This is a genomic window from Citrobacter sp. CtB7.12 (assembly GCF_001297795.1).
GTDB lineage: Bacteria > Pseudomonadota > Gammaproteobacteria > Enterobacterales > Enterobacteriaceae > Citrobacter_A > Citrobacter_A amalonaticus.
Genome location: NZ_LIFT01000004.1, coordinates 93366 through 117919 on the forward strand (window position 1 = coordinate 93366; position 24554 = coordinate 117919).

The following is a 24554-nucleotide window of genomic DNA, read 5'->3' on the forward strand; positions in this document are numbered from 1 at the left end:
AATTTATTGTATTATCTGGATTTTTCGGGGGCTTGCTTTGGACGCAGATGAAACCAGCCTCGATATCAGCGTCTATCTTAATTATAATATACTCAACGTTATCGATAAAGCTAAACTGAGGTCTACTTACAGGTAGATCAGTCAGTTTTTCAGACACAGATATGTCTGAAAGGCGAGCTCTCAACTTAGTTGCAACTTTTACACCTAGTAAGGTATTAGCAAAGTGTTCGCTTGCACATAAATTCCTAAGATGTATGCTTTGAAATGAGATTTCGAGCATTTTTCAATTCAACTGTATGTTTTAATCTTTTTATAGCAAATAAATCCAATAATCTCAAAAGATTGAAATTTTTTTTGAGTATAGATTATTAGCTTCTTTGATGGTAATCATGTAAAGTCTATATCTAAAATGAACCTAACTTATTAAGACCATGAAAAATAAACGATTAGCTTCAAAAGCGATCATGTCGGTTTTAGCAGAAATGGATCGCCAGGATGAAAAATGGGGTGCTAACCGTGATTTGGATCCCTTTTTATGGGCTGCGATTCTTGGTGAGGAAGTAGGTGAATTTAACCAGTCAATTTTACATGATTTCTACGGTGGTAAGCATGCCGGCACAGCCCGAGAGGAGATGGTACAAATAGCTGCTGTAGCCATGCAAATTATTGAATTTTATGATAGAAAAAGCTGATTGAAACTCATAATTTCATTTATTCTTGGAATTGACCATTCATGTTAGAGGAGGTTACTTAGATTTCGCCTGAACTGGTTTGCCCGCATGAAGTAACCCCCCTCTTTTCAGAATCATTTCCTCACTAGACTTAAGCAATTCAATTTCTTAAAAACAGTTTCTGGTTTTTCATATCGGTTTACTCTGGCCACTGTCAGTCTGGCATCTTCATATGCAGATTCCGGAGAACCCTATGACCTGGAAAACAACAGCTGAACAAAACGCCATCATCGAATGGAAGGGTAACCATCTTGTGGTAAATGCGTTTGCAGGCACAGGAAAAACCTCCACGTTAGTGAACTACGCTGAAGCCAACCCGGAAAGTAAGATGCTTTACCTCGCCTATAATCGCGCTGTGCGGGATGAGGCTGAACGCAAATTCCCATTTAACGTAGAGTGTAAAACGTCGCATCAGCTTGCATGGGCCCGTTTCGGCAGGCATTTTCGTGACCGGCTGACAGCCAGTCTGCGCATTACGGATGTGGCCAGAAAGCTCAATACCCGCCACTGGCCGCTGGCGCGGCTGGCGCTCAGCGGGCTGAACATGTTCCTCTGCAGTGCTGATCCCGAGCCGGGAATGATACATCTGCCGTCTGAGGATGATCGCCACGGTCTCGATGCAGGCAAAATTCTGGGGGCAATCCAAATCCTCTGGTATGAAATGAGCCGTACTGATTCAGTCTTTCCCGTCACGCACGACACCTACCTTAAACTGTTCCAGCTCTCTCATCCTGACCTGTCAAAACGCTGGGACACCATCCTCTTCGACGAGGCACAGGACGCCAATCCGGTGACCAGTGCATTTGTACTGAATCAGCCCTGCCGGGTCATTCTGGTCGGCGACCGTTACCAGCAGATTTACCGGTTTCGCGGGGCAGATAATGCACTCAGCGCCCCGCAGCTGGCGCAGGCGGACCGGTTATGGCTGACGGCGAGTTTTCGTTTCGGCCCTGAGGTCGCGCGTATGGCCAACATCCTGCTTGAACGTGCCGGAGAGGAAAAGCGCGTGACGGGGAACGGGGGGCAGGACGCCGTCGTCAGCAACATCCCGGATGAGGCTGAACACGTAGCTGTACTGAGCCGGACGGTATCCGGCGTGATCGGCAGTGCCCTGACGGCAAGCCTTATGGAGAAAAATGTCTTCTGGGTCGGGGGGATTGAAGGCTACAAAACAGAGGAGCTGGAAGACCTGTACTGGTTCTCCGCCGATATGCCTGAAAAGATGCAGTCCCCGCGCCTCAGCCGGGACTATCGGGATTTTGATGAATACTGCTCAATAGCAAAAGCCACACAGGACGTGGAGATGAACCAGGCCATTCGTCTGCTCGATGACTTTTTCCCACTACCGCAAAAGCTGGCCATCATGCGCCGTCAGGTGGTAACCCATGAGAAAGACGCTCAGGTCACGGTTTCAACCGCACACCGCAGCAAAGGGCTGGAATGGCCGGTGGTAATGCTGAGTGAGGATTTTACTGACATTACCGACCCGCTTCTTTCGCAGGATGAGCGGCAGGATGAGACTAACCTGCTGTACGTTGCTGTCACCCGGGCCAGAAGAACGCTTGTGCTTAACGAACTGATGCGCTGGCTGAGCGATGAAGGCGGGAAAAACCGCGAGACGACGCACGAAACCGTACCGTCCGGAAATGGAGAGAGCGCCGACAGGCACGAAGAAACGGGAAAAACTTCTGAGAGTGAGTAACTGGTTTTTTATGGTGAAGCGCGGGGAGTGTCACAACACTGGGCAGCCCTATACCAGGAGAAAATCATGCGCGACAGAATCAGGACCCTGAGGTTTCTGTTTTCAAAAGGTGAACCGGAACCAGTACATCATGTATCCGTTGTCACACCTGCCGGCTACCACACTCCGCGTACGGTCGATACGCTGTGCCGTAGTCCGTTAAGAAAAACCTGCCTGCAACAAATATGGGAAAACAGCTCACTTCCGGCGGATGTTTATCACCGGCTTTATATAACGCCAATGCATGGCTTACTGGCCAGGGTACAGAATGTGCCGGCAACACAGCAGGGAAAGTGGTCGCAGTCAGACGGCTTCGGGGACCTTACGCTGCAGTTCACAACCTGTGCGGTCAGACTGGCCAAAGGATACATGTTTCCACCCGGCGCTGCGCCAGAAGAGCAGGCAGAGCAAAACGTGATGTGGAATGCGGTCATTTTCTGGTCTGCACTGTTCTGGCATTTGCCGCTCCTGGCGTCTCTGGAGGGTGAGTTGCTTGACGGTAAACGCTGGCTTCCGGGAATAACCGTTCCGGACTCGCCTTATCGATTTCGCTTCCGTGAAGCTGACAACTCTTCAGCTTTTGCAGCGCTGGCAGCCGGACAACTTATGCCAGCAGAGGCTACAGGATGGCTGGCAGAAAATCCCGAAGCTCTGGGTAATCTTGCCGGTTCCTTATGGAATCAGCATCCGGCGATGCCACTTATCAGAAGCTTAATGAAGCAAGCTGCCGAAAAGGTGGAATCGCCTTCGCTGGAGGTATCCGGGGCAAATGAGAAAGTTAACACCCTCATAGAGACGGCTCTTTCAGTTCCGCAAACGCCGTCTGATCAAGAGATTGAATTAGAACCGTCAGTAGAAACAACACTGAAAACTACATCGCCAGAAGCTGCAGATTTGCAGGGAATTCAACTCGCATCTTCTATTGCACCGGTGCCGATGGCTGATGGCAGCAATCTCGTCAGCAATGAAAAGGCAGGCGAGAGTACGGAATGTGATCCAAACGAAACAGAGAAGGCTGATACAGAGATGCTGCTAAGCCTTTTCAGTGCCATTGAAGAGCCTGATATGACCGGGACTGAAGCATGTGATGAAGAGTCTTCAATCAGTACGAGAACAGAAAATGAGCCAGAATTTTCCCCCCTTAATGAACTACTTCCAGATGCTGATAAGCCTGAGATAAATCAGACAGTAGCAGAAGACTCTTTCCCTGAACACGCTGTAGAGGATAACATCCCTTTACACAGCATTAACATTGATGCACAAAAAACAGTGATAAAAAAACAGACTGGCACTGAATTTCTCAGGTGGCTTTCTGAAGGACTTAAGAGCAAGCGAATTGACATTAATCAGCCTGATTCGAGGGCGCATGCAGTTGCAGGGTTCATCTTTCTCAGGGTTCCGGACATATTTTATCTTTACATCAGAGAAAGCGGAGCAGAGCTAAGCAGGGATACCATACAAATGGAATTTGAGAAGCTGCATATTCACAAGGTGCGCCGGGGAGAGCGTTTTATTAAAGCGAAACTGTACCACTCTCCTGGCAAAGAAGGCACGTTTAAACCTGTAAGTGGATATCTTGTCAAGACTACACACCTTTTCAGAGGAGCGTCTTCCCCTGAAGACAGCGGGCTTCTGTCTTTCCTGTGAAGGAGGGGCAGTCCATGAGGGCCCTTAAGGGCAGCTTGATTTAGAAAAAGGAAATGCTGTATGTCTGACAAAAACCATTATACGACATGGGAAGAATTGCTTGAAGAGTACTTCTTCGCCCGAAACCTGCGCGCTGCAACAGAATGGAGCTACGCAAAGGTTGTAAAGGGGTTCCTGAAATTTACGGGGGCTGACATAACCCCATCAATGGTTACTCATCATGAAGTTCTAAGATGGCGGCGATATGTACTCAGAGAAAAACAACAATCGGCGCAGACCTGGAACAATAAAATTGCACATCTCAGGGCCCTCTATAACTATGCTATGGAAAGTGGTTTATGGCCTGCGGGCAAAAACCCTTTTAACAACTGCACTGTACAGCGGGACAGAAAGAAAAAACGGACTTTAAACCGCTCTCAGCTAACCCGCCTTTATCTGATAATGCAGCAGGCTGAAATTGAATCCAACCGGAAAATTTTCGCACGTGGCGGGCGGAGTGCGCTTTACCCGGCCTGGTTCTGGATAACCGTCCTGGATACGCTCAGATATACGGGAATGAGGCAAAATCAACTGCTGCATATTCAGCTCAGGGACGTCAATCTGACAGAAGGCTATATAGATCTGCGGCTTGAGGGGAGTAAAACGCACAGGGAATGGCGCGTTCCCGTTGTTAAGCAGCTGCGTTTGCGGCTACAGCTTCTTCTTACACGGGCAACGGAGGCTGGAGCCGGGCCAAAAGATAACCTCTTCGATGTCAGTTTTTACATTGCCGGGAAAAAAGCAAAATTTGACAGAAATGATGTGACAGTGATGCATCAAAAGATCCGCTCCTTTTTTCGCCGTCTGTCAAAGGAATGTGGTTTTGCCGTTTCGCCGCACCGTTTCAGACATACCCTGGCTACAGAACTGATGAAAGCACCGGAAAGGAATCTTCAGCTGGTTAAAGATTTACTGGGTCATCGTAGCGTAAGCACAACAATGGAATATGTGGAACTCAAGATGGACATTGTGGGAAAAACACTGGAAGAAGAATTGTCCCTGCACACAGATCTCTGTGTAGAAAGGGAATTACAACTATTGACACAAAACTGATTGACTGGGATTATTGCCAGTGATCGAGAGAAGGGAGCCTGCACGAACAGGCTCCCTCACTTGAGGGACTGATTCAGAAACGTTAACCAGTGCAGATACGCCTACACCGGAGGACATTCCGTAATGACCGGCCCCTGTATTAACCGCCCGTTAAGGTTCTCATCTCTTAACCAGCGTGCTTTGATGCAAAATTAGTGGTGCCCGGACTCGGAATCGAACCAAGGACACGGGGATTTTCAATCCCCTGCTCTACCGACTGAGCTATCCGGGCAACGGGGCGCATTAAAACCGATCCGCCTCGTTTCGTCAACGAAATTTCTTCAATTCAACGCAGACTGCACAATCTATCACCACTTTGCTGTTATTGCACGCATTCTCAAGCGAAATACGCGGTCCAGGCGGCGGAAAGCGGCATGGCGAGGAGCAGCGCCGGGAGCATATTGACCACGGCAAACATCTTAATCCCGCAGATGCGTAAACCAGTGGCGACCAGCAATAACCCCCCGACCGAACTGAAATCGGCCATCATTGCGGGGGTGGTGAGCGGCAATATCAGCGCCGCGCAGGTTGCCAGTGAAAACTGGATGAGCAGCATCGGAGCCGCGATAGCCGACACGGCGATACCCAGAGAGCAGGCGAAGATCATGGCGGTAAAGAAATCGAGGAAGGATTTAGCAATCAGGATGCTCGGATCACCGGTCATTCCTTCGCGCATAGCCCCAAAAATCCCCGTCCCGCTGGCGCAGAAAAGGACAATGATGGCGACATAATTCTGGATAAACGATTCATGGGGCTGCTTTTTACCCGACCGCATAAAGAGTGTCTGCGCTTTGGCGACGGCGGTGTTGATCCCCTTTTCCAGATAACAAAACTCACCAATTAGCGCGCCGACCAGCGTTGCCAGCACCATAACCGGAAGATTGGCGCATTTGACCACCAGTAAGATACCAATGCCAAGTGATGCGAGACCGAAAATAGAGGTCATGGAGACACGAATCCGTTCCGGCAAACGTTGGCTAAGAAGGGCGCCAATAACACCACCCACCAAAACGGCGCTGGCGTTAATAAAAGGTCCAATTACCACGTAAGCTCCTGCTCATTATGTTGTCAAAGTGCATTATTATGACCTGGTTCTCATTTACAGTGTTGTTTAACCGCAACAAGTGTGCATAAGAATTAAATCTTGCCCCTCCTGGTTAAAGGTGCCATGATTGCGCGAATTTTCTCCAGTCTGTTCGGGGCCGCATGGGATGAACGCAACACCTTCACATCGCCTTTCGCATCGCCGGTTAGCGCGATGGCTGCCCCTTCTCGTTATTCCTTCCCTCTTACTCACCATGCGGTGAGGGCAACGTATGCTCACTGCAGGACAACAGTAAAATCAGAAACGGTCTGCTTTTACTGATGTCTGGCGGTCGGAGCTGGTGACCAGTTTGACCTAAACATCTCGTGGGGCAGGGCAATGAGCCTTGTCCGGGACTCTTATTCTCCCGAAACGGGTTTTTGCGCTTATGAAATCAATGAACATTGCCGCCAGTAGTGAACTGGTTTCTCGTTTATCTACTCATCGCGGCGTTGTGGCGCTGGACAGTACCGACTTTACCGATGTCGCTGCCGTCGTCATGACCGTTACCGATAGCCGTAGCGGCATTCTTGCGTTACTCAAACGCACGGGCTTTCATCTGCCGGTCTTTATTCTCACCGAAGAGAACATAGCTCTACCCGCAGGCGCGACCGCCGTTATTCGCGGTACTGCGCAGGAGTGGCTGGAGCTGGAATCTGCCGCCAGCCTGTATGAGGAAGACCTTCTGCCGCCGTTTTACGACACGCTGACGCAGTATGTGGAAATGAAAAACAGCACGTTCGCCTGTCCGGGACATCAGCACGGCGCATTCTTTAAAAAGCACCCAGCCGGGCGTCATTTCTATGACTTCTTTGGTGAAAATGTTTTTCGTGCCGACATGTGCAATGCCGACGTGAAATTGGGGGATTTGCTGATTCACGAGGGGTCAGCCAAAGATGCGCAAAAGTTTGCCGCCAAAGTCTTCCACGCCGATAAAACCTATTTTGTCCTGAACGGCACGTCAGCGGCGAATAAAGTGGTCACCAATGCGCTGCTGACGCGGGGCGATCTGGTGCTGTTCGATCGCAACAACCACAAATCGAATCACCACGGTGCGCTGATTCAGGCGGGGGCGACTCCGGTATATCTGGAGGCTGCTCGTAACCCGTTTGGTTTTATCGGCGGGATCGATGAACACTGCTTTGATGAAGCGTATCTGCGCGAACAGATCCGCGACATAGCCGCAGAAAAGGCAGAGTTGCCGCGTCCCTTCAGGCTTGCAATCATCCAGTTGGGAACCTACGACGGCACGATCTACAATGCCCGTCAGGTGATCGACAAAATCGGTCATCTTTGTGACTACATTCTGTTTGACTCTGCCTGGGTCGGCTATGAGCAGTTTATCCCGATGATGGCCGACGGTTCGCCGCTGCTGCTGGAGCTGAATGAAAACGATCCGGGTATTTTCGTCACCCAGTCGGTGCATAAACAGCAGGCCGGGTTCTCACAGACCTCGCAGATCCACAAGAAAGATAATCACATTCGTGGCCAGGCGCGTTTCTGTCCGCATAAGCGGCTGAACAATGCGTTCATGCTGCACGCTTCAACCAGTCCGTTCTACCCGCTGTTTGCCGCGCTGGATGTCAATGCCAAAATCCACGAAGGGGAGAGTGGTCGACGTCTGTGGGCAGAGTGCGTGACGCTGGGGATTGAGGCGCGTAAGGCTATCCTGACCCATTGTAAGCTGCTTGTGCCGTTCATTCCGCCAGTTGTGGAGGGTAAGGCGTGGCAGTCGTATCCCACCGAGGTGATTGCCCGCGAGCGGCGTTTCTTCAGCTTTGCGCCGGGCGCAAAATGGCACGGCTTCGAAGGGTATGCCGACGATCAGTATTTTGTCGATCCGTGCAAGCTGCTGCTCACCACGCCGGGTATTGATGCGCAGACCGGACGTTATACTGATTTTGGTATTCCGGCCACCATTCTGGCCCATTACCTGCGTGAAAACGGTATTGTGCCGGAGAAGTGCGATCTCAACTCGATTCTGTTCCTGCTGACGCCCGCCGAGAGTCCGGAAAAAATGGCGCATTTAACGGCGATGCTGGCACAGTTTGAACAGCATATCGAAGACGACACGCCGCTTGCACAGGTGCTTCCGACTATCTTCAATAAATATCCGGTGCGCTATCGCGACTACACCCTGCGCGAACTGTGTCAGGAGATGCACGATCTGTATGTCAGTTTTGACGTGAAGGATTTGCAAAAAGCGATGTTCCGTCAGGAGAGTTTCCCGACGGTGGCGCTGAACCCACAGGATGCCCACAGCGCCTTTATTCGTGGTGATGTTGAACTGGTGCGCATTCGTGATGCTGAAGGCCGTATCGCGGCGGAAGGGGCGCTGCCGTATCCTCCGGGCGTGCTGTGCGTAGTGCCGGGCGAAGTCTGGGGCGGTGCGGTACAGCGTTATTTCCTGGCGCTGGAAGAGGGGGTGAATATGCTGCCTGGGTTCTCGCCGGAGTTGCAGGGCGTTTATAGTGAAACCGATGCCGATGGCATTAAACGGTTATACGGATATGTGTTGAAATAATCGAAAGAGAATGCCGGATGGCGCTTGCGCTTATCCGGCCAGGTGTATCGGAGTAGGCCGGATAAGACGCGAAAGCGTCTTATCCGGCAGAGAGATTAATGTGCGACGGTCTGCGTGCCGGTCGGGACGCGAACGTGCTTGTACTTAAACAGCGCCACGAAGGCAAAGGCCAGAACCAGTGAGTAGCCGGCAAAAATCAGCCACACGGTCTGCCAGTCGGTAATGCCGTTCAGGGTGTAATGCTCTACCACTTTCCCGCTTACCACGCCGCCGAGGATACAGCCGAAGCCGTTGGTCATCATCAGGAACATGCCCTGCGCACTGGCGCGGATTTCCGGACGAACTTCTTTCTCAACGAACACCGAACCGGAGATGTTGAAGAAGTCGAAGGCGCAGCCGTAAACAATCATCGACAGAACCAGCAGCACGGTACCAAACGGGCTCGGATCGCCGTAGGCGAACAGGCCGAAGCGCAACATCCACGCCACGATACTGATCAGCATGACGTTCTTGATCCCGTAACGGCTGAGGAAGAACGGAATGGTCAGGATGAACAGGGTTTCGGAGATCTGCGAGATCGACATCATCACCGACGCGTGCTCAACGATAAAGCTTCCGGAGAACAGCGGGTTGTTGTCGAAGCTGTGCAGGAAGGTGTTCCCGAACATGTTGGTAATTTGCAGTTCTGCGCCGAGCATCATTGAGAAGATGAAGAAGATAGCCATACGCTTGTTTTTAAACAGCGCGAAGGCATCCAGACCCAGCATAGAAGTCCAGCTTTGATTCTTCTGCTGATTCGCCACCGGAATGTGCGGCAGGGTCAACGTAAACAGCACCAGCATCACAGAGAGCGCCGCGCCAATATACAGCTGCATATGGCTCAGTTCGAAACCGGAGAAGCTCACGGCCCACATGGCGGCGATGAAACCGATGGTGCCCCAGATACGAATCGGCGGGAAGTCAGTAACGATGTCCATGCCTGCGTTCTGCAAGCGGTAATAGGAAATGGTGTTGATAAGCCCAAGCGTTGGCATATATGCCAGTGAGTTAAGCAGGATCACAAAGAACATCGCACCCGGCGTCGTGACTTCAGCGGCGATGAACAGCGTCACTGCACCCACCACGTGACAGATGGCGTAAACCCACTTTGCACTGAGCCATTTGTCCGCCACAATCCCCAACAGGGTCGGCATCAGAACCGCCGCGATCCCCAGCGAGCTATAGACAGCACCAATAGAAGCACCGTCAAATTTGAGGGTGACAAACATATAGGAGCCGAGGGTGGTCAGCCAACTTCCCCACAGGCAGAACTGCAGAAAGGAGAGTATTTTCAGCTGCAGCTTAAGATTCATGTTAATTTCCTCACACAGGAAGGCGAATGAATGTTTCGATTGGCACAAATGCCGTGACTGTATGATGTGATTCTATCAACGACGATGGGTGATTTTTTGTTACCTGTGACAAATAATTGCAAAACAATACCTTTTTGCAATGCGAAAAAGTGACTTTTGTCACGTTTTGGGTCGCCCGCTCGCCGTTTTACCGGGAGCGGGGAAGAGAAGCATCAGTTCCGCCGATAGGTTTTTTGCGCGGAATTGACTTTATACAGATAACGGCGCGATTCAGAAGAGGGGTGACGCGTGGTTAACGTCTGGTACACATCCCCTGGCGTCATGCTGTTGATGATATTCGCGGCCTGCACTTTATCACTGGAGAAGACGCGCAGTACGCTGCCCGCCCCGCCATTGTAAGCGGTGATCACCGCATAGCGTCGTGACGTTGGGTTATCGATGCCGCCCAGATAGACATTGTTGAGCATCGCCAGATAGGCGGTGCCGGTATCAATGTTGCTGGCTGGATCGAACAGTTCACTGCGACTCGGGACACCGGAGCGGCCCTGGGAACGATAAACGTCTTTCCCGGCGGTATGCTGAACCACCTGCATCAGCCCCAGCGCATCGGAACGGCTTACTGCGTATGGGTTGAAGGATGACTCCGTCTGCATAATCGCCAGAATCAGCGACTCATCAATGCCATATTTATGGGATGCCTTGCGCACCATGCCGAGGTATTTATGCGCACGTTTATCCAGGTGATTCGGCACCAGGTTAATTGTCACGCTGAAAATCATGCGGATCCCGTTGCTGCGGCTTTTCATCCGCGTTTGCAGCAGGTAATCGGCGAATTTCGTCGCCCGGCCTTCCCAGCGGATCGGCTGACCTGTGTTATCGAGCACCTGGCCGTACAGGAACGGCTCTCTGGAGATCTGAATGTCATCGACATCAGAGTAGAGGTCGACGGAGGTGGGATCATCACCCATCAGCAAGGTTTTAATGATGGCGCGACGCAAATGTGCCGCAGGTTCAGTCCCGGCGATGGTCTCAACGGTAATGGTCCCGTCGTCAAAGTTAATATGGCTGCGGGTCTGGTACTGATCGGTGTACTTCACGTAGTCCTTTGGACCGGCGATCAGCACTTCTTGATAGCCCCACAGATTTTCAATGTTGTGGGCAAACTGCCCCATCAGAATGTCAAAACCGTTGGTATCCTTGATCCAGGCTTCATTATAAGAATCGCCTTTTTTGGTCGAACTGGAACAGGAGATAAGCAACGGCGCAATAACGGCAAGCGCGAGAAATTTTTTCATCATTCCGGGAGTGCGTGTTGTGTTTGTCGTTGTGCGGTGTTGCCGGACAGCGTTGAGCCATCCGGCAACGTGCTTATTTTTTATCTTCCGGCGTATAACCTTCGATATGCACGTCTTTGCCTTCAAACAGGAAGTTGATCATCTCTTGTTCCAGCAGCTTGCGATGCTCGACGTTCATCATATTGAGTTTCTTTTCGTTGATAAGCATAGTCTGCTTGTGCTGCCACTGCGCCCACGCTTCTTTTGAAATCTCGTTATAAATGCGTTTTCCCAGTTCGCCCGGGTACAGCTGGAAATCCTGTCCTTCTGCTTCACGCTGCAGGAAAGTGCAAAAAATCGTTCTGCTCATAACTTATCCTCTTCATCGTCCGGTGCGTTAAACGGGGGCACCGGTACGTAACTGCTGTAATAAACGCTCCACCGGAGCCGCCAGGCCAACAGATGGCGGTTGCGCTAAGTTATACCAGAGCGCGTTGCCTTCATCCATGCATGAACCGCATGAAGACACAGTAAGCCACATAGGCACAATATCCAGATGGAAATGGCTGAAGGTATGGCGAAACGCGTTAAGTTGGGTCAAATTATCAGCGTTCACATGCCGTTGCGCCAGCCATTCCCGTAATTCCTCTTCACTGGCAAACTGTGGGAAACAGAATAACCCACCCCACAATCCGCTTGGCGGGCGTTGAGCCAGTAAGACCTCGTCCTGATGTTGCAGCAGCAGAAAATAGCCTGCCCGCTCAGGCAGCGTCTGTTTCGGTTTCTTGCCAGGGTAAAGTGACCAACTGTCATTCGCACAGGCGACACAACTGTTCTGCAACGGGCACAGCGAGCATTTCGGTTTTGAGCGCGTACACACCATCGCGCCTAAATCCATCATCGCCTGGTTAAAACGCTCCACACCTTTCACCGGGGTAACGTGCTCGCTCAGATCCCAGAGTTTTTTCTCAACCTCTTTTTTACCCGGCCAGCCGCTAACAGCATAGCAGCGCGCCAGCACACGTTTAACGTTGCCGTCAAGAATCGGAAAAGGTTGACCCAACGAGAGTGACAGCACGGCGCCGGCGGTTGAACGCCCGACGCCGGGGAGCGCCGCCACGTCTTCAAAGGTTTCAGGGAATACGCCGTTATGCCGTGTGGCTACCTGTTGCGCCGCCTTGTGCAGATTACGAGCCCGGGCGTAGTAACCGAGCCCCGTCCACAGGTGAAGCACTTCGTCCAGCGGCGCGTTGGCGAGATCGGTCACCGTCGGGAAATGGGCCATAAACCGTTCAAAGTAAGGAATGACCGTCGTCACCTGGGTCTGTTGCAGCATCACTTCTGAGAGCCATACTTTGTAAGGCGTCTTATCAATTTGCCAGGGCAGGGTTTTTCGCCCGTATTTATCGTACCAGTCCAGAACCTGGGCTGAAAATTGAGACGCTTGCATGGTCACCGAATTCATTATTGTTGGGGGCAAGATTGCAGCACAGAGGCAACAGGGTGTAAACCGGAACTTTCCGCAGCGTGAGCGCTTCCTTTACTTGCATCCGGCAACTAACTTTGGATAATGCCCGTTTTCAGACCTTAATCACAAGCAGACTTAACTTTTATGAAAAACGACGTCATCTCACCGGAATTTGATGAAAACGGCCGTCCACTGCGCCGGATTCGTAGTTTTGTTCGTCGCCAGGGGCGGCTGACCAAAGGGCAGGAGCACGCGCTGGAAAACTACTGGCCGGTGATGGGCGTTGAATTCAGCGAAGAGCCGGTGGATTTCGCGACGTTGTTTGGCCGTGAAGCGCAGGTTACGCTGGAGATTGGCTTCGGTATGGGCGCCTCACTGGTGGCAATGGCGAAAGCGCGCCCGGAGCAAAATTTCCTCGGTATTGAAGTTCACTCGCCTGGTGTGGGCGCATGTCTGGCGTCGGCCCATGACGAGGGCGTTGAGAACCTGCGTGTGATGTGCCATGACGCAGTCGAAGTGCTGCATAAAATGATTCCTGACAATTCTTTAACGATGGTTCAGCTCTTTTTCCCTGACCCGTGGCACAAAGCACGTCATAATAAACGCCGTATCGTTCAGGTACCGTTTGCCGAGCTGGTCAAAAGCAAACTGAAGCTGGGCGGCGTGTTCCACATGGCGACTGACTGGGAAGCCTATGCCGAGCACATGCTTGAAGTGATGTCCTCCATTGACGGATATAAAAACCTGTCAGAGAGTCACGATTACGTACCGCGCCCACCATCGCGCCCGGTAACCAAATTTGAACAACGTGGCCATCGTCTTGGTCATGGCGTATGGGACTTAATGTTCGAGAGGGTGAAATAATGGCAAAGAACCGTAGCCGTCGTCTGCGTAAAAAAATGCATATCGACGAATTCCAGGAATTAGGATTTTCGGTAGCATGGCGTTTCCCGGAAGGTACATCTGAAGAGCAGGTTGATAAAACCGTTGATGACTTTATCAATGACGTTATTGAACCGAACAAACTGGCTTTTGACGGCAGCGGTTATCTGGCCTGGGAAGGTCTGATCTGCATGCAGGAAATCGGCAAATGCACTGAAGAACATCAGGCGATTGTGCGTAAGTGGCTGGAAGAACACAAACTTGAAGAAGTGCGTATCAGCGAACTTTTCGACGTTTGGTGGGACTAACTACGCATACGGGGCCAGCATTTGCTGGCCCGATTTGTCTTGAGGGAAAGTTATGATGCGCAAAACGCTGCTGGCGGCAGCCCTTTCTGTAACGGCGATGACCGCTCATGCAGACTACCAGTGCAGCGTCACGCCGCGTGACGATGTGATTCTGAGCCCGCAAACGGTGCAGGTGAAGGGTGAAAACGGCAACCTGGTGATCACGCCGGACGGCAATGTGATGTACAACGGTAAGCAGTACACGCTGAGCGCCGCACAACGCGAGCAGGCGAAAGATTACCAGGCCGAACTGCGCAGCGCGCTGCCGTGGATTGATGAAGGTGCCAGAAACCGTGTCGAAAAAGGGCGCGTGGCGCTGGATAAAATTATCGCCAAAGAAGTGGGCGAGAGCAGTAACATGCGGGGGCGTCTGACGAAACTGGATGCCCAGTTGAAAGAGCAGATGAACCGGATTATCGAGCATCGTACTGACGGTCTGACCTTCCACTATAAAGCTATCGATCAGGTGCGTGCCGACGGTCAGCAACTGGTGAATCAGGCGATGGGCGGCATTTTGCAGGACAGCATCAACGAGATGGGGGCGAAAGCCGTTCTGAAAGGCGGTGGGAATCCACTGCAGGGCGTGCTGGGCAGCCTCGGCGGATTACAATCCGCGATCCAGACCGAATGGAAGAATCAGGAAAAAGATTTCCAGCAGTTCGGTAAAGATGTCTGCAGCCGCGTGGTGACGCTGGAAGATAACCGCAAGGCGCTGGTCAGCACGCTTAAATAAACTTTTCATATAAAACAATGGCACAGATCGCCTCTGTGCCATTTTCTTTTGCCTTTCCGCTTCGTTTTGATATCCACCTCTAAATTTAACAATCTGATAGATACATTTGTCTGGTTAATTGGATGAAATCACATTATTCAGCTCTGGCATTGGGATAATGCGGCAAATTCACGTAACTGGAGAAATAACATGGAGTTTTTCAGGAAAACGGCACTGGCAGCACTGGTAATGGGTTTCAGCGGTGCAGCACTCGCCTTACCGAACGTTACCATTTTAGCGACCGGCGGGACGATTGCCGGTGGCGGTGACTCCGCAACCAAATCTAACTATACGGCGGGCAAAGTTGGCGTAGAGAATCTGGTCAAAGCCGTTCCTCAACTTAAGGATATCGCTAACGTTAAGGGTGAGCAGGTTGTCAATATCGGTTCGCAGGATATGAACGACGACGTCTGGTTAACCCTGGCGAAAAAGATCAATAACGAGTGTGACAGCACCGACGGCTTCGTGATTACCCACGGTACTGACACCATGGAAGAGACCGCTTACTTCCTCGATCTGACCGTGAAATGCAACAAGCCGGTAGTGCTGGTTGGCGCAATGCGTCCGTCTACCGGAATGAGCGCGGACGGTCCGTTCAACCTCTATAACGCGGTAGTGACAGCGGCGGATAAAGCCTCTGCCAACCGTGGCGTGCTGGTCGTGATGAATGACACCGTGCTTGACGGGCGCGACGTGACCAAAACCAACACCACCGATGTGGCGACCTTCAAATCCGTTAACTACGGACCGCTGGGCTACATTCATAACGGTAAAATCGACTACCAGCGTACGCCTGCGCGTAAGCACACCACCTCCACGCCGTTCGACGTTTCTAAGCTGAATGAACTGCCGAAGGTCGGTATCGTCTATAACTACGCGAATGCTTCCGATCTGCCGGCAAAAGCGCTGGTGGATGCCGGTTATGATGGGATTGTGAGCGCTGGTGTGGGTAACGGCAACCTGTACAAAACGGTCTTCGATACGCTGGCAACCGCAGCGCATAAAGGAACTGTTGTAGTGCGTTCTTCCCGCGTACCGACTGGTTCAACCACGCAGGATGCTGAAATCGATGATGCGAAGTACGGTTTCGTTGCCTCTGGTTCTCTGAACCCACAGAAGGCACGCGTACTGCTGCAACTGGCGCTGACTCAGACTAAAGATCCGAAACAGATCCAGACGATGTTTAATCAGTATTAATCGCTGATGCCCCAGTCAAGCGGCTGGGGCAGTTTTCTGAAATATCTCTCTGACCAGTGAATCATTAATCTGCTAACGATCATTTTAATTATGATGGTGGCGGTTAGCATTATTCTGGACGGGAGGTCCGCAAATGTTTCGACAATGGATAGCAGGTGCGGCGTTTTTTACGCTGGTTTCAGGTTATAGCTGGGCGGAAGTCGCTCAACCTGGCGATTGCGTCTTGAAAGATGCGTTTAGTAAGCAGTATCACGGCGTGCTTAAACTGAATTCTGTCACCTTAAAAAATCTTGATTCCACTGGTAATCAGGCCACCTGGTCTGCGGAGGGCGACGTCTCTTCCAGTGATGATCTTTATACCGGCATCGGTATGGCTGCGGATTATTACTTTGTGGAACGTACCTGGATAAAAGAACGACCGGTTAAATTTTCCGCGATGTTAACCAGTACAGGGACACCTGCTTCCGGCTGGAGGGTGAATTTCTATTCCTTTCAAGCGGCAGCCAGCAATGAAGGGCGGGTTATTACTGATATTAAAACCAACGATAAATATCTCATCGTAAATGGAGATGATTTTAACTACCGATTCAGTCAAATTGATGCTTCATATATCGCGCAGAAAAAGTCGATCGCCCACCTCGAAGAACAAATAAAAACGCTGGATAAACAAATAGCTGTTGCTCAACAAAAGGCCGATGACTATTGGGGTAAAGCGTCTGATGGTAAAACACTGACCCGGGAAGAGGCATTCCACAAGATGTTTAAAGCGCGCGATGACTTTGTCAAAGCGAACGACAGCAGTGCGTTTGCCGAGAAATATGCAAAAGAAGTGTATCAGCCAGCGTTAGACGCATGTCATAAAAAGAGTGACAATTGTTATGAAACGCCCATTCAGCAAAAGAGAGATTTCGATATACAAGAGCAAAGACGGCAGGTCTTTCTGAAATCGCAAGAACTCAGCCGAAAAGCGCTAGCTGACTGGATCGCGTATGAAAAAGGACAGTATCCGCTGAACATAGCTGCCTCTAAACTTCGTATGCAGCAGACGGATCTGCATATCAAGATTGACGATATCAATGAAGGCTATGATCGCTGGAAAAAAGAGACCGATGAATTACGACGCCACGGAGTTCTCCGGTAATGGGAGGGATGCGCCACCGGCGCATCCAGAATCATTCGGGGAGAAACAGCTCAAGCAGCGAATTTAAAAACAGTTTTCCGTGCCGGGTGATCTGCCAGTGCGTAGCGGATTCGGTCAGATACCCCTGGGCTATGGCGTCATCGATCTGCTGACGAATTACCTCTTCACTCAGTCCCGTATACTGCGTAAATTCAGCGCGGGGGGCGGCTTCCAGCAGACGGAATCGGTTCATGAAAAATTCAAACGGTTTATCGACCTGCTCCACATCGCGCTGACTTTCCAGATAACGTCCCTGCATATAGCCACGCGGATGGCGCGTTTTGGTGGTGCGCAGAATGCGGCCATCGGGGAACGTGACTTTACCGTGTGCGCCGCAGCCGATGCCGAGATAATCGCCAAAGCGCCAGTAATTCAGGTTGTGCTGACACTGGTAGCCCGGTCTGGCATAGGCTGAGGTTTCATACTGCTGATAACCTGCGGCGGTTAACAACTGGTGGCCCTGTTCGAAGATGTCCCACAGTGCATCATCGTCCGGTAACACCGGCGGGCGGGAACCAAACAGCGTATTCGGTTCAATCGTCAGTTGATACCACGAGAGATGCGGCGGATTCAGCGCAATTGCCTGGCGCAGGTCATCCAGGGCGTCGTCCAGTGACTGGTCCGGCAGGCCGTGCATTAAATCGAGATTAAAGCTGCGCAGGCCTAAACCGCTGGCGAGATTCGCCGCGCGGCAGGCCTCCTGCGGGCCGTGAATGCGTCCCAGACGCTTCAGTTTTGCTTCGCTAAAGCTCTGCACGCCGATAGAAATACGGTTTACCCCGGCATGCTGATAATCGACAAAGCGATCGGCTTCGACCGTACCCGGATTCGCTTCCATCGTAATTTCCGCATCCGCTGACAGATTCAGGCGCGCACGCACGCCATCGAGCAGCGTTTGCATCGCCGGGCCGGAAAGCAGGCTCGGCGTACCGCCACCGATGAAAATCGTCTTCACTTCGCGGCCCTGCGCATACGTGACGTCAGCGTCGAGATCGCTCAGCAAATGCTGGACGTAATCATCGTGCGGGACTTCACCTTTTAATGCATGCGAGTTGAAATCGCAGTACGGGCATTTCTGCACGCACCACGGGATGTGAATGTAAAGACTCAGCGGCGGCAACTTAACCATTACGTAAGGCTTCCAGCAGTAGCTTCAGCGCCTGTCCACGGTGGGAAATCGCGCTTTTCTCTTCACGCGTCAGTTCGGCAGCGGTTTTACCTGCCGAAGGCACGAAGAAGATTGGGTCATAGCCAAAGCCGCCGTTGCCTGATGCCGTACGCGCAATCACGCCCGGCCAACTGCCGTGACACACCAGCGGTGTAGGATCGTCAGCATGACGCAGATAGACCAGCACGCAGTGGAAGCGCGCCTGACGCTGTTCGTCCGGCACATCCTTCAGGGTATGCAGCAGCTTTTCCAGGTTCTGTTGATCGCTCGCGTCTTCACCGGCATAGCGCGCGGAGTAGATGCCCGGCGCGCCGCCCAGCGCGTCAACGGCCAGACCGGAGTCGTCGGCAATCGCCGGTAAACCGGTGATTTGTGCGGCATGGCGCGCTTTCAGGATCGCGTTTTCAATAAAGGTTAGCCCGGTCTCTTCGGCAGAATCGACGCCGAGATCCGTTTGCGCTACCACATCAAGCCCGAAATCGCTGAGCAGCGACGCGAGCTCACGCACTTTACCGGCATTGCCGGTTGCGAGGACTACTTTTTGCATAGGATACCTAATCAGTTAATGCCGCGACTTCTGGCGGGATCTGTTGCGGATGAATGATTTTAACCTGTTTATGGCGGCCAAGTTCGCCCTTTTCAATGACAACCTGGCTCTTTGCCACGCGGAACTGCTTACCGAGAAACTTCACCAGATGACTGTTCGCCTGGCCATCCACCGGCGGGGCGGTAATGGCGACTTTCAGTTCGTCGCCATGTAAACCGACAATGCTGTCGCGGCTGGCTTTCGGCTGAATATAGAGCCGTAAAACCAGTCCGTCATCGCAGCGGGTTACGGCACTCATAGCGCCATCCACAGCCCCGGCAGTAGCATATTACCGGTTGCCTGCAGAACCTCGCCAATCCCCATGTTGATCACGTACAACAGCAGGACGAGAATCATTGGCGAGAAATCGATGCCGCCCATACCCGGGAGAATGCGACGAATCGGGCGCAGCAGCGGATCGGCCAGTTGAATCAGCACATACTCAATCGGGCTACGGCCCTGGCTTACCCAGCTCATGATGGCCATCACCAGCAGCACCCAGAAGATCAACAGGCCGATGGTTTTGAGCACGATCAGCACAGCGGCGATCCAGACGATCGGCAGGAACGTCACCACTTTAAATAGCACTATCGCTTTGATAAAGCTGAGGATAAACGCAACCAGCAGCGATGCGCTGTCGACCGGTCCCATCGGGGGAATAATGCGGCGCAGCGGCCCAATAATCGGTTGCGTCACTTTCACCACAAACTGGGAGAAAGGGTTATAAAAGTCACAGCGAGCCCATTGCATCCACACGCGCAATAACAGCACCATGGTGTACAGCTCAATTACCGTTGAGAGCAAGAAGGTCAACGTATTCATGGCGTTCCTCAGATTTCCTTAATTTTTTGTGTAATCACGTGCACCAAAAATGGCGGTGCCGATACGTACCATCGTGCTACCCGCCGCAATGGCGGCTTCCATATCATCCGACATACCCAGCGACAGGGTATCGACGTCAGGATAGCGCGTTTTCAGCCCGGCAAATGCTACAGCCATTTGGCGGGCAACTTCAAACTGCCTTACATAATCTGACTCAGGGGCAGGGATCGCCATCAGACCGCGCAGACGAAGATTCGGTAATTCGACGACCTCAGCGGCAAGTGCGTCCAGTTCCTCCAGTGGAATACCGGACTTGCTGTTTTCATCGCTAATGTTGATTTGAATCAGCACGTTCAGCGGTCCCAGTTCTGCCGGACGCTGTTCGTTCAGCCGGGTAGCAATGCGCAGGCGGTCGAGGGTATGGCACCAGTCAAAGTGCTCGGCCACCAGACGGCTTTTGTTGGATTGTAACGGGCCGATAAAGTGCCATTGCAGGCCGGCAATGCCTTTCTCGCGAAAGTGGCGAATTTTCTCCACCCCTTCCTGCACGTAATTTTCACCAAAGGCCAACTGACCAGCGGCGATGGCTTCTTCGATGGCGCTCGCAGGTTTGGTTTTACTCACTGCAAGTAACGTAACTTCTTCTGAAGCGCGCCCGCAACGCGATGCGGCGGCTGAGATTTTGTCCCGGACCTGTGCCAGGTTATGCGCGATATCGTTCATTTTCCGAGGATCTGTCTATGAATATGGAAGAAATTGTGGCCCTTAGTGTAAAGCATAACGTCTCGGATCTACACCTAAGCAATGCGTGGCCTGCGCGCTGGCGAAAACGGGGACGCATGGAGCGTGCACCCTTTACCGCAACCGATATTACCGGACTGCTGGCGGACTGGCTGGATGAGGGGCAACAGGCGGCGTTACGACAAAATGGGCAACTGGATTTCGCGGTTTCGCTCGCGGATAACCAGCGCCTGCGGGCCAGCGCCTTTCACCAGCGGCAGGGGACGTCGCTGGCGCTACGGCTGCTGCCGACGCAGTGCCCGACGCTGGAAACGCTGGGGACGCCTTCTGTGCTGCCCGAACTGCTCCGCAGCGAGAATGGTTTGATTCTGGTGACAGGGGCGACAGGCAGCGGAAAATCAACTACCTTGGCGGCGATGGTCACGTGGCTGAATCAGCATATCGATGGACATATTCTGACGCTGGAAGATCCCATCGAGTATATCTACACCAGCCAGCGCTGCCTGATTCAGCAGCGTGAAGTAGGACTGCACTGCGCCTCATTTGCCATCGGATTACGCGCGGCGCTGCGTGAAGATCCGGATGTGATTCTGCTGGGAGAGCTACGCGACAGCGAGACCATTCGTCTGGCGCTAACGGCGGCGGAAACGGGGCATATGGTGCTGGCGACGCTGCATACGCGCGGTGCCGCGCAGGCGATCGAGCGACTGATTGATTCTTTTCCGGCGCAGGAAAAAGACCCGGTGCGCAGCCAACTGGCAGGCAGTCTGCGCGCCGTACTGTCGCAGAAACTGGAGCCCGACAAGCAGGAGGGGCGCGTTGCGCTGTATGAACTGCTGATCAACACGCCGGCAGCGGGGAATTTGATTCGGGAAGGGAAGTCCCATCAGTTACCGCATGTCATTCAGACCGGGCAGCAGATGGGGATGATGACCTTTGCCCAGAGCCTGCAACAGCGACAGGCACAAGGACGGCTTTAAGCAACGTATGGGATCAGTAGCCCTGCTCGAAATAACTTTCGAGAATGATGACGGCGGAGGCGGAATCGATCTTACCTTTATTCAGCGCGCGATAGCCGCCCTGCTCAAACAGGCCGGAGCGTGCCTCGACGGTGCTGAGTCGCTCATCGTGTAAGGTGACCGTAACGCCGAAACGCCCGTGAATGCGGTTGGCGAACTTGCGCGCGCGCGCGGTGAGCGGTTGCTCGGTGCCGTCCATATTCAGCGGCAGGCCAACGATGATCTCATCCGGTTGCCACTCTTTGAGCAGGCGTTCGATCAGGTTCCAGTCCGGTGTACCGTCCTGCGCTTTAATCGCGGGCAGGGCGCGCGCTGTGCCGGTTACTCGCTGACCAATCGCCACGCCAATACTTTTGGTACCAAAATCAAAGGCCAGTAATGTTTCACTCATCAGGCATGCCCCGCCACGCCGGGCATCGTCAGGATGTCGATACCGATCAGTCGGGCGGCTTCACGCCAGCGATCGGCAATCGGTGTTTTAAACAGGATATTGAGATCGGCAGGGGCAGTCAGCCAGGCGTTGTCCAGCAGCTCTTGTTCAAGCTGGCCTTTCTCCCAGGAGGAGTAACCGAGCGCGACCAGCACGTCGGCAGGTTGCTCATTCGTGCCTAAGGTTTCAAGCACGTCGCGAGACGTGGTGATGACGGTGTTATCCGAGATGCGGATACTGGAGGCAAAACGCGACGGCGGCGTGTGCAGGATAAACCCGCGATCTTCCGCTAACGGGCCGCCAAGCATCACTGCTTTATCCAGACGGATCGCCGGATCGCGCGGTTCTGGCGCGATTTTTAGTTTTTCCAGAATCCCTTCAATCTGGAGATTTTCCAGAGGTTTATTCACAATAATCCCCATTGCGCCATCTTCGTTATGTTCGCAAATGTACACCACTGAACGGCGGAAAATCGGATCCTGGAGAGCAGGCATGGCAATAAGAAAGTGATGCTGTAAATTCATTGTCAGAGGTTCTGTTTCCTGGTTCAAAAAAGCAACAGGGGTCAGTATGTGGGTAAAGCGCACGGATGTCACTACTGTAGGCCGGATAAGACGCCTGTGTCGCCCTCCGGCATCGGTGTCTTAATGCCTGATGGCGCTACGCTTATCAGGCCTACAGCACTGGTTCATGGCTGATTATTTTTGCAAACGTGCTTCGATGGCGTCCATCAGCATCCCGGTGATGGAGATCGGGAATTCGGCTTCAATCTCGCGGATACAGGTCGGGCTGGTGACGTTAATCTCGGTCAGACGATCGCCAATGATATCCAGACCGACAAAAATCAGTCCTTTGGCTTTCAGCGTCGGCCCGATACGGCGCGCGATTTCCCAGTCGCTCTCGGTTAACGGACGTGGTTCACCGCGACCGCCAGCGGCCAGGTTGCCACGGGTCTCGCCACCCTGCGGAATGCGCGCCAGGCAGTACGGAACCGGTTCGCCATCGACGACCAGCACGCGTTTGTCGCCATCTTTAATGGCTGGCAAATAGTTCTGCGCCATGCAGTAGCGGGTACCATGCTCGGTCAGGGTTTCCGCAATCACGCCGAGGTTCGGATCGCCTTCTTTAACACGGAAGATCGACGCGCCGCCCATGCCGTCAAGCGGCTTGAGAATAATATCGTTGTGCTTCTGCCAGAACGCCTTCAGTTGCGCTTTGTTGCGAGTGACCAGCGTTTCTGGCGTCAGGTCAGAGAACCAGGCGGTGAACAGCTTTTCGTTACAGTCACGCAGGCTCTGCGGCTTGTTGACGATCAGCGTCCCTTTTTCTTCCGCGCGTTCCAGAATATAGGTGGCGTAGATGAACTCGGTATCAAACGGCGGATCTTTACGCATCAGAATGACGTCGAGGGCGTCCAGCGGCAGATCCTGCTCGCCGGTAAACTCATACCATTTATCGTAGTTTTGCTCGACGCTCAGGGTACGCGTGCGGGCGCGGGCTTCACCGTTAATCAGATAAAGATCGGCCATCTCCATATAATGAAGTTCGTAACCACGACGTTGCGCTTCCAGCAGCATAGCAAAGCTGGAATCTTTCTTGATATTGATGCTTGCGATGGGGTCCATCACGATGCCGAGCTTGATCATTATTCTTCTCCGTTAGCCCAGATCGCCAAATCGCACCTGAAGCGCGGTAATGGCGGTGAGCGCAGTTGTCTCAGTACGCAGAACGCGAGGTCCTAACAGAATATCAGTAAACTGATAGCGTGCGGTCATGGCGATTTCCTCTGCTGACAGCCCGCCTTCCGGGCCAATCAGCAAACGAACGCGCTCAACCGGAAGCGGCAATGTGTTGATACTGTCGCTGGCGCGGGGATGGAGGTTCAGTTTCAACCCCTCGTCCTGTTCTGCACACCAGGCTTCCAGATCCATCGCCGGGCGAATTTCCGGCACCCGATTACGACCACACTGTTCGCAGGCGGCAATGGCGATTTTCTGCCACTGCTGGAGCTTCTTGTTCAGACGTTCATTGTCCAGTTTAACGCCGCAGCGTTCAGAAAAAAGTGGCGTAATGAGGCTTACACCCAGTTCGATCGATTTCTGAATGGTGAACTCCATCTTCTCGCCGCGCGACATGACCTGGCCAAGATGGATGTGCAGCGGCGATTCACGATCGTCAATCTCGCCATGTAGCACCTTTACGTCGACGCTTTTTTTGCTGGCGCGGGTGATTTCAGCGGCGAAAACCTGATTGCTGCCATCAAACAGCTGCAGTTCCTGACCTGGCCCCATCCGCAAAACGCGTCCGATATGGTTGGCAGCATCTTCGCACAGGGAAATCTGGCTGCCGGCGGTGATGGGTTCTGGGTGATAAATGCGGGGAATGCGCATAGTTATAAATCCGCGTCATCTCCCCCACGCAGTCTCGCCGCGCGGGGTATGGGGTTAATCAAATATCC

At 52.6% G+C, this 24554-nt stretch carries 25 protein-coding genes and 1 tRNA gene; 11 read left to right on the forward strand and 15 right to left on the reverse strand.

Annotation, left to right across the window (positions count from 1 at the left end; translation table 11 throughout):
• The first annotated feature begins 431 nt into the window (after positions 1–431).
• From AOY24_RS07165 to AOY24_RS07180, 4 genes are all read left to right on the forward strand, one after another.
• Complete coding sequence (locus AOY24_RS07165; RefSeq protein WP_045332302.1) at positions 432–692, forward strand: MazG-like family protein; 261 nt, start codon at positions 432–434, stop codon at positions 690–692.
• A gap of 232 nt (positions 693–924) precedes the next feature.
• On the forward strand, positions 925–2433 hold the full coding sequence (locus tag AOY24_RS07170) for a UvrD-helicase domain-containing protein (RefSeq protein ID WP_054176460.1): 1509 nt from the start codon (positions 925–927) through the stop codon (positions 2431–2433).
• Between the two features lie 66 nt (positions 2434–2499).
• Positions 2500–4119 carry a TraI domain-containing protein gene (locus AOY24_RS07175; protein WP_054176409.1) on the forward strand — a complete coding sequence of 540 codons (1620 nt, stop codon included), beginning with the start codon at positions 2500–2502 and terminating at the stop codon, positions 4117–4119.
• Between the two features lie 60 nt (positions 4120–4179).
• Complete coding sequence (locus tag AOY24_RS07180) at positions 4180–5211, forward strand: site-specific integrase (RefSeq protein ID WP_054176410.1); 1032 nt, start codon at positions 4180–4182, stop codon at positions 5209–5211.
• 195 nt (positions 5212–5406) lie between these two features.
• On the opposite strand, the gene AOY24_RS07185 is transcribed toward AOY24_RS07180, so the two are convergent.
• Positions 5407–5482 (reverse strand) — tRNA-Phe (locus tag AOY24_RS07185).
• Between the two features lie 105 nt (positions 5483–5587).
• Positions 5588–6295 (reverse strand): DUF554 domain-containing protein, encoded by a 708-nt coding sequence (locus AOY24_RS07190; RefSeq protein WP_042998075.1) that lies wholly within the window; start codon positions 6293–6295, stop codon positions 5588–5590.
• Between the two features lie 427 nt (positions 6296–6722).
• On the opposite strand from AOY24_RS07190, the gene AOY24_RS07195 reads away from it, so the two are divergent.
• Positions 6723–8858: an ornithine decarboxylase gene (locus AOY24_RS07195; protein WP_044255681.1), complete on the forward strand. Its 2136-nt coding sequence runs from the start codon at positions 6723–6725 to the stop codon at positions 8856–8858.
• Between the two features lie 95 nt (positions 8859–8953).
• Here AOY24_RS07195 and AOY24_RS07200 read toward each other — a convergent pair whose 3' ends face one another.
• The 4 genes from AOY24_RS07200 to mutY form a co-directional block, all read right to left on the reverse strand.
• Positions 8954–10210 (reverse strand): nucleoside permease, encoded by a 1257-nt coding sequence (locus AOY24_RS07200; RefSeq protein ID WP_044255678.1) that lies wholly within the window; start codon positions 10208–10210, stop codon positions 8954–8956.
• A 212-nt stretch (positions 10211–10422) separates the two neighbouring features.
• A complete protein-coding gene (gene mltC / locus AOY24_RS07205; RefSeq protein ID WP_054176411.1) occupies positions 10423–11505 on the reverse strand; it encodes a membrane-bound lytic murein transglycosylase MltC in 1083 nt (360 codons plus the stop codon).
• Between the two features lie 73 nt (positions 11506–11578).
• The gene (locus tag AOY24_RS07210) at positions 11579–11854 is read right to left on the reverse strand and encodes an oxidative damage protection protein (RefSeq protein WP_042998071.1); all 276 of its coding nucleotides are present in this window, start codon (positions 11852–11854) and stop codon (positions 11579–11581) included.
• 27 nt (positions 11855–11881) lie between these two features.
• Positions 11882–12934, reverse strand: a complete 1053-nt coding sequence (gene mutY, locus AOY24_RS07215; RefSeq protein WP_054176412.1) for an A/G-specific adenine glycosylase — start codon at positions 12932–12934, stop codon at positions 11882–11884.
• A gap of 162 nt (positions 12935–13096) precedes the next feature.
• On the opposite strand from mutY, the gene trmB reads away from it, so the two are divergent.
• The 5 genes from trmB to AOY24_RS07240 all read left to right on the forward strand — a co-directional run bounded on the left by trmB (position 13097) and on the right by AOY24_RS07240 (position 17291).
• Positions 13097–13816 carry a tRNA (guanosine(46)-N7)-methyltransferase TrmB gene (gene trmB / locus AOY24_RS07220; protein ID WP_054176413.1) on the forward strand — a complete coding sequence of 240 codons (720 nt, stop codon included), beginning with the start codon at positions 13097–13099 and terminating at the stop codon, positions 13814–13816.
• A complete protein-coding gene (locus AOY24_RS07225; protein ID WP_054176414.1) occupies positions 13816–14142 on the forward strand; it encodes a YggL family protein in 327 nt (108 codons plus the stop codon). The genes trmB and AOY24_RS07225 overlap by 1 nt, the downstream gene beginning before the upstream one ends.
• 52 nt (positions 14143–14194) lie before the next feature.
• Complete coding sequence (locus AOY24_RS07230; RefSeq protein WP_042998067.1) at positions 14195–14914, forward strand: DUF2884 domain-containing protein; 720 nt, start codon at positions 14195–14197, stop codon at positions 14912–14914.
• A 189-nt stretch (positions 14915–15103) separates the two neighbouring features.
• On the forward strand, positions 15104–16150 hold the full coding sequence (gene ansB / locus AOY24_RS07235) for an L-asparaginase 2 (protein ID WP_042998066.1): 1047 nt from the start codon (positions 15104–15106) through the stop codon (positions 16148–16150).
• A 133-nt stretch (positions 16151–16283) separates the two neighbouring features.
• On the forward strand, positions 16284–17291 hold the full coding sequence (locus AOY24_RS07240) for a DUF1202 family protein (RefSeq protein ID WP_054176415.1): 1008 nt from the start codon (positions 16284–16286) through the stop codon (positions 17289–17291).
• Between the two features lie 31 nt (positions 17292–17322).
• Here AOY24_RS07240 and hemW read toward each other — a convergent pair whose 3' ends face one another.
• The 5 genes from hemW to AOY24_RS07265 are packed head-to-tail and all read right to left on the reverse strand — an operon-like array spanning position 17323 to position 20629.
• Positions 17323–18459, reverse strand: a complete 1137-nt coding sequence (gene hemW / locus AOY24_RS07245; RefSeq protein WP_042998064.1) for a radical SAM family heme chaperone HemW — start codon at positions 18457–18459, stop codon at positions 17323–17325.
• A complete protein-coding gene (locus AOY24_RS07250; protein ID WP_044263976.1) occupies positions 18452–19045 on the reverse strand; it encodes an XTP/dITP diphosphatase in 594 nt (197 codons plus the stop codon). The genes hemW and AOY24_RS07250 overlap by 8 nt, the downstream gene beginning before the upstream one ends.
• Before the next feature lie 7 nt (positions 19046–19052).
• Entirely contained in the window at positions 19053–19343 is a 291-nt protein-coding gene (gene yggU, locus AOY24_RS07255) for a DUF167 family protein YggU (protein WP_044255664.1), read from the reverse strand.
• Positions 19340–19906 (reverse strand): YggT family protein, encoded by a 567-nt coding sequence (locus tag AOY24_RS07260; RefSeq protein WP_042998061.1) that lies wholly within the window; start codon positions 19904–19906, stop codon positions 19340–19342. Before AOY24_RS07260 ends, yggU begins: the two co-directional genes overlap by 4 nt.
• An 18-nt stretch (positions 19907–19924) precedes the next feature.
• Positions 19925–20629: a YggS family pyridoxal phosphate-dependent enzyme gene (locus AOY24_RS07265; protein WP_044263978.1), complete on the reverse strand. Its 705-nt coding sequence runs from the start codon at positions 20627–20629 to the stop codon at positions 19925–19927.
• Positions 20630–20646: 17 nt separating this feature from the next.
• Between AOY24_RS07265 and AOY24_RS07270 the strand changes: the two genes are divergently transcribed.
• The gene (locus AOY24_RS07270; RefSeq protein ID WP_054176416.1) at positions 20647–21627 is read left to right on the forward strand and encodes a type IV pilus twitching motility protein PilT; all 981 of its coding nucleotides are present in this window, start codon (positions 20647–20649) and stop codon (positions 21625–21627) included.
• 13 nt (positions 21628–21640) lie between these two features.
• Here AOY24_RS07270 and ruvX read toward each other — a convergent pair whose 3' ends face one another.
• The 4 genes from ruvX to rsmE all read right to left on the reverse strand — a co-directional run bounded on the left by ruvX (position 21641) and on the right by rsmE (position 24486).
• The gene (ruvX, locus tag AOY24_RS07275; RefSeq protein WP_042998058.1) at positions 21641–22057 is read right to left on the reverse strand and encodes a Holliday junction resolvase RuvX; all 417 of its coding nucleotides are present in this window, start codon (positions 22055–22057) and stop codon (positions 21641–21643) included.
• On the reverse strand, positions 22057–22620 hold the full coding sequence (locus AOY24_RS07280) for a YqgE/AlgH family protein (RefSeq protein WP_042998057.1): 564 nt from the start codon (positions 22618–22620) through the stop codon (positions 22057–22059). The genes ruvX and AOY24_RS07280 overlap by 1 nt, the downstream gene beginning before the upstream one ends.
• 174 nt (positions 22621–22794) lie before the next feature.
• Positions 22795–23742, reverse strand: a complete 948-nt coding sequence (gene gshB, locus AOY24_RS07285; protein WP_054176417.1) for a glutathione synthase — start codon at positions 23740–23742, stop codon at positions 22795–22797.
• 12 nt (positions 23743–23754) lie between these two features.
• Entirely contained in the window at positions 23755–24486 is a 732-nt protein-coding gene (rsmE, locus tag AOY24_RS07290; RefSeq protein ID WP_042998055.1) for a 16S rRNA (uracil(1498)-N(3))-methyltransferase, read from the reverse strand.
• Between the last annotated feature and the right edge of the window lie 68 nt (positions 24487–24554).

What these genes read in the sequence shown, in the direction of transcription:
- AOY24_RS07165 (WP_045332302.1), top strand. Translation starts at nt 432, where the DNA reads ATGAAAAATAAACGATTAGCTTCAAAAGCGATCATGTCGGTTTTAGCA.
- AOY24_RS07170 (WP_054176460.1), top strand. Translation starts at nt 925, where the DNA reads ATGACCTGGAAAACAACAGCTGAACAAAACGCCATCATCGAATGGAAG.
- AOY24_RS07175 (WP_054176409.1), top strand. Translation starts at nt 2,500, where the DNA reads ATGCGCGACAGAATCAGGACCCTGAGGTTTCTGTTTTCAAAAGGTGAA.
- AOY24_RS07180 (WP_054176410.1), top strand. Translation starts at nt 4,180, where the DNA reads ATGTCTGACAAAAACCATTATACGACATGGGAAGAATTGCTTGAAGAG.
- AOY24_RS07195 (WP_044255681.1), top strand. Translation starts at nt 6,723, where the DNA reads ATGAAATCAATGAACATTGCCGCCAGTAGTGAACTGGTTTCTCGTTTA.
- AOY24_RS07200 (WP_044255678.1), bottom strand. Translation starts at nt 10,210, where the DNA reads ATGAATCTTAAGCTGCAGCTGAAAATACTCTCCTTTCTGCAGTTCTGC.
- mltC (WP_054176411.1), bottom strand. Translation starts at nt 11,505, where the DNA reads ATGAAAAAATTTCTCGCGCTTGCCGTTATTGCGCCGTTGCTTATCTCC.
- AOY24_RS07210 (WP_042998071.1), bottom strand. Translation starts at nt 11,854, where the DNA reads ATGAGCAGAACGATTTTTTGCACTTTCCTGCAGCGTGAAGCAGAAGGA.
- mutY (WP_054176412.1), bottom strand. Translation starts at nt 12,934, where the DNA reads ATGCAAGCGTCTCAATTTTCAGCCCAGGTTCTGGACTGGTACGATAAA.
- trmB (WP_054176413.1), top strand. Translation starts at nt 13,097, where the DNA reads ATGAAAAACGACGTCATCTCACCGGAATTTGATGAAAACGGCCGTCCA.
- AOY24_RS07225 (WP_054176414.1), top strand. Translation starts at nt 13,816, where the DNA reads ATGGCAAAGAACCGTAGCCGTCGTCTGCGTAAAAAAATGCATATCGAC.
- AOY24_RS07230 (WP_042998067.1), top strand. Translation starts at nt 14,195, where the DNA reads ATGATGCGCAAAACGCTGCTGGCGGCAGCCCTTTCTGTAACGGCGATG.
- ansB (WP_042998066.1), top strand. Translation starts at nt 15,104, where the DNA reads ATGGAGTTTTTCAGGAAAACGGCACTGGCAGCACTGGTAATGGGTTTC.
- AOY24_RS07240 (WP_054176415.1), top strand. Translation starts at nt 16,284, where the DNA reads ATGTTTCGACAATGGATAGCAGGTGCGGCGTTTTTTACGCTGGTTTCA.
- hemW (WP_042998064.1), bottom strand. Translation starts at nt 18,459, where the DNA reads ATGGTTAAGTTGCCGCCGCTGAGTCTTTACATTCACATCCCGTGGTGC.
- AOY24_RS07250 (WP_044263976.1), bottom strand. Translation starts at nt 19,045, where the DNA reads ATGCAAAAAGTAGTCCTCGCAACCGGCAATGCCGGTAAAGTGCGTGAG.
- yggU (WP_044255664.1), bottom strand. Translation starts at nt 19,343, where the DNA reads ATGAGTGCCGTAACCCGCTGCGATGACGGACTGGTTTTACGGCTCTAT.
- AOY24_RS07260 (WP_042998061.1), bottom strand. Translation starts at nt 19,906, where the DNA reads ATGAATACGTTGACCTTCTTGCTCTCAACGGTAATTGAGCTGTACACC.
- AOY24_RS07265 (WP_044263978.1), bottom strand. Translation starts at nt 20,629, where the DNA reads ATGAACGATATCGCGCATAACCTGGCACAGGTCCGGGACAAAATCTCA.
- AOY24_RS07270 (WP_054176416.1), top strand. Translation starts at nt 20,647, where the DNA reads ATGAATATGGAAGAAATTGTGGCCCTTAGTGTAAAGCATAACGTCTCG.
- ruvX (WP_042998058.1), bottom strand. Translation starts at nt 22,057, where the DNA reads ATGAGTGAAACATTACTGGCCTTTGATTTTGGTACCAAAAGTATTGGC.
- AOY24_RS07280 (WP_042998057.1), bottom strand. Translation starts at nt 22,620, where the DNA reads ATGAATTTACAGCATCACTTTCTTATTGCCATGCCTGCTCTCCAGGAT.
- gshB (WP_054176417.1), bottom strand. Translation starts at nt 23,742, where the DNA reads ATGATCAAGCTCGGCATCGTGATGGACCCCATCGCAAGCATCAATATC.
- rsmE (WP_042998055.1), bottom strand. Translation starts at nt 24,486, where the DNA reads ATGCGCATTCCCCGCATTTATCACCCAGAACCCATCACCGCCGGCAGC.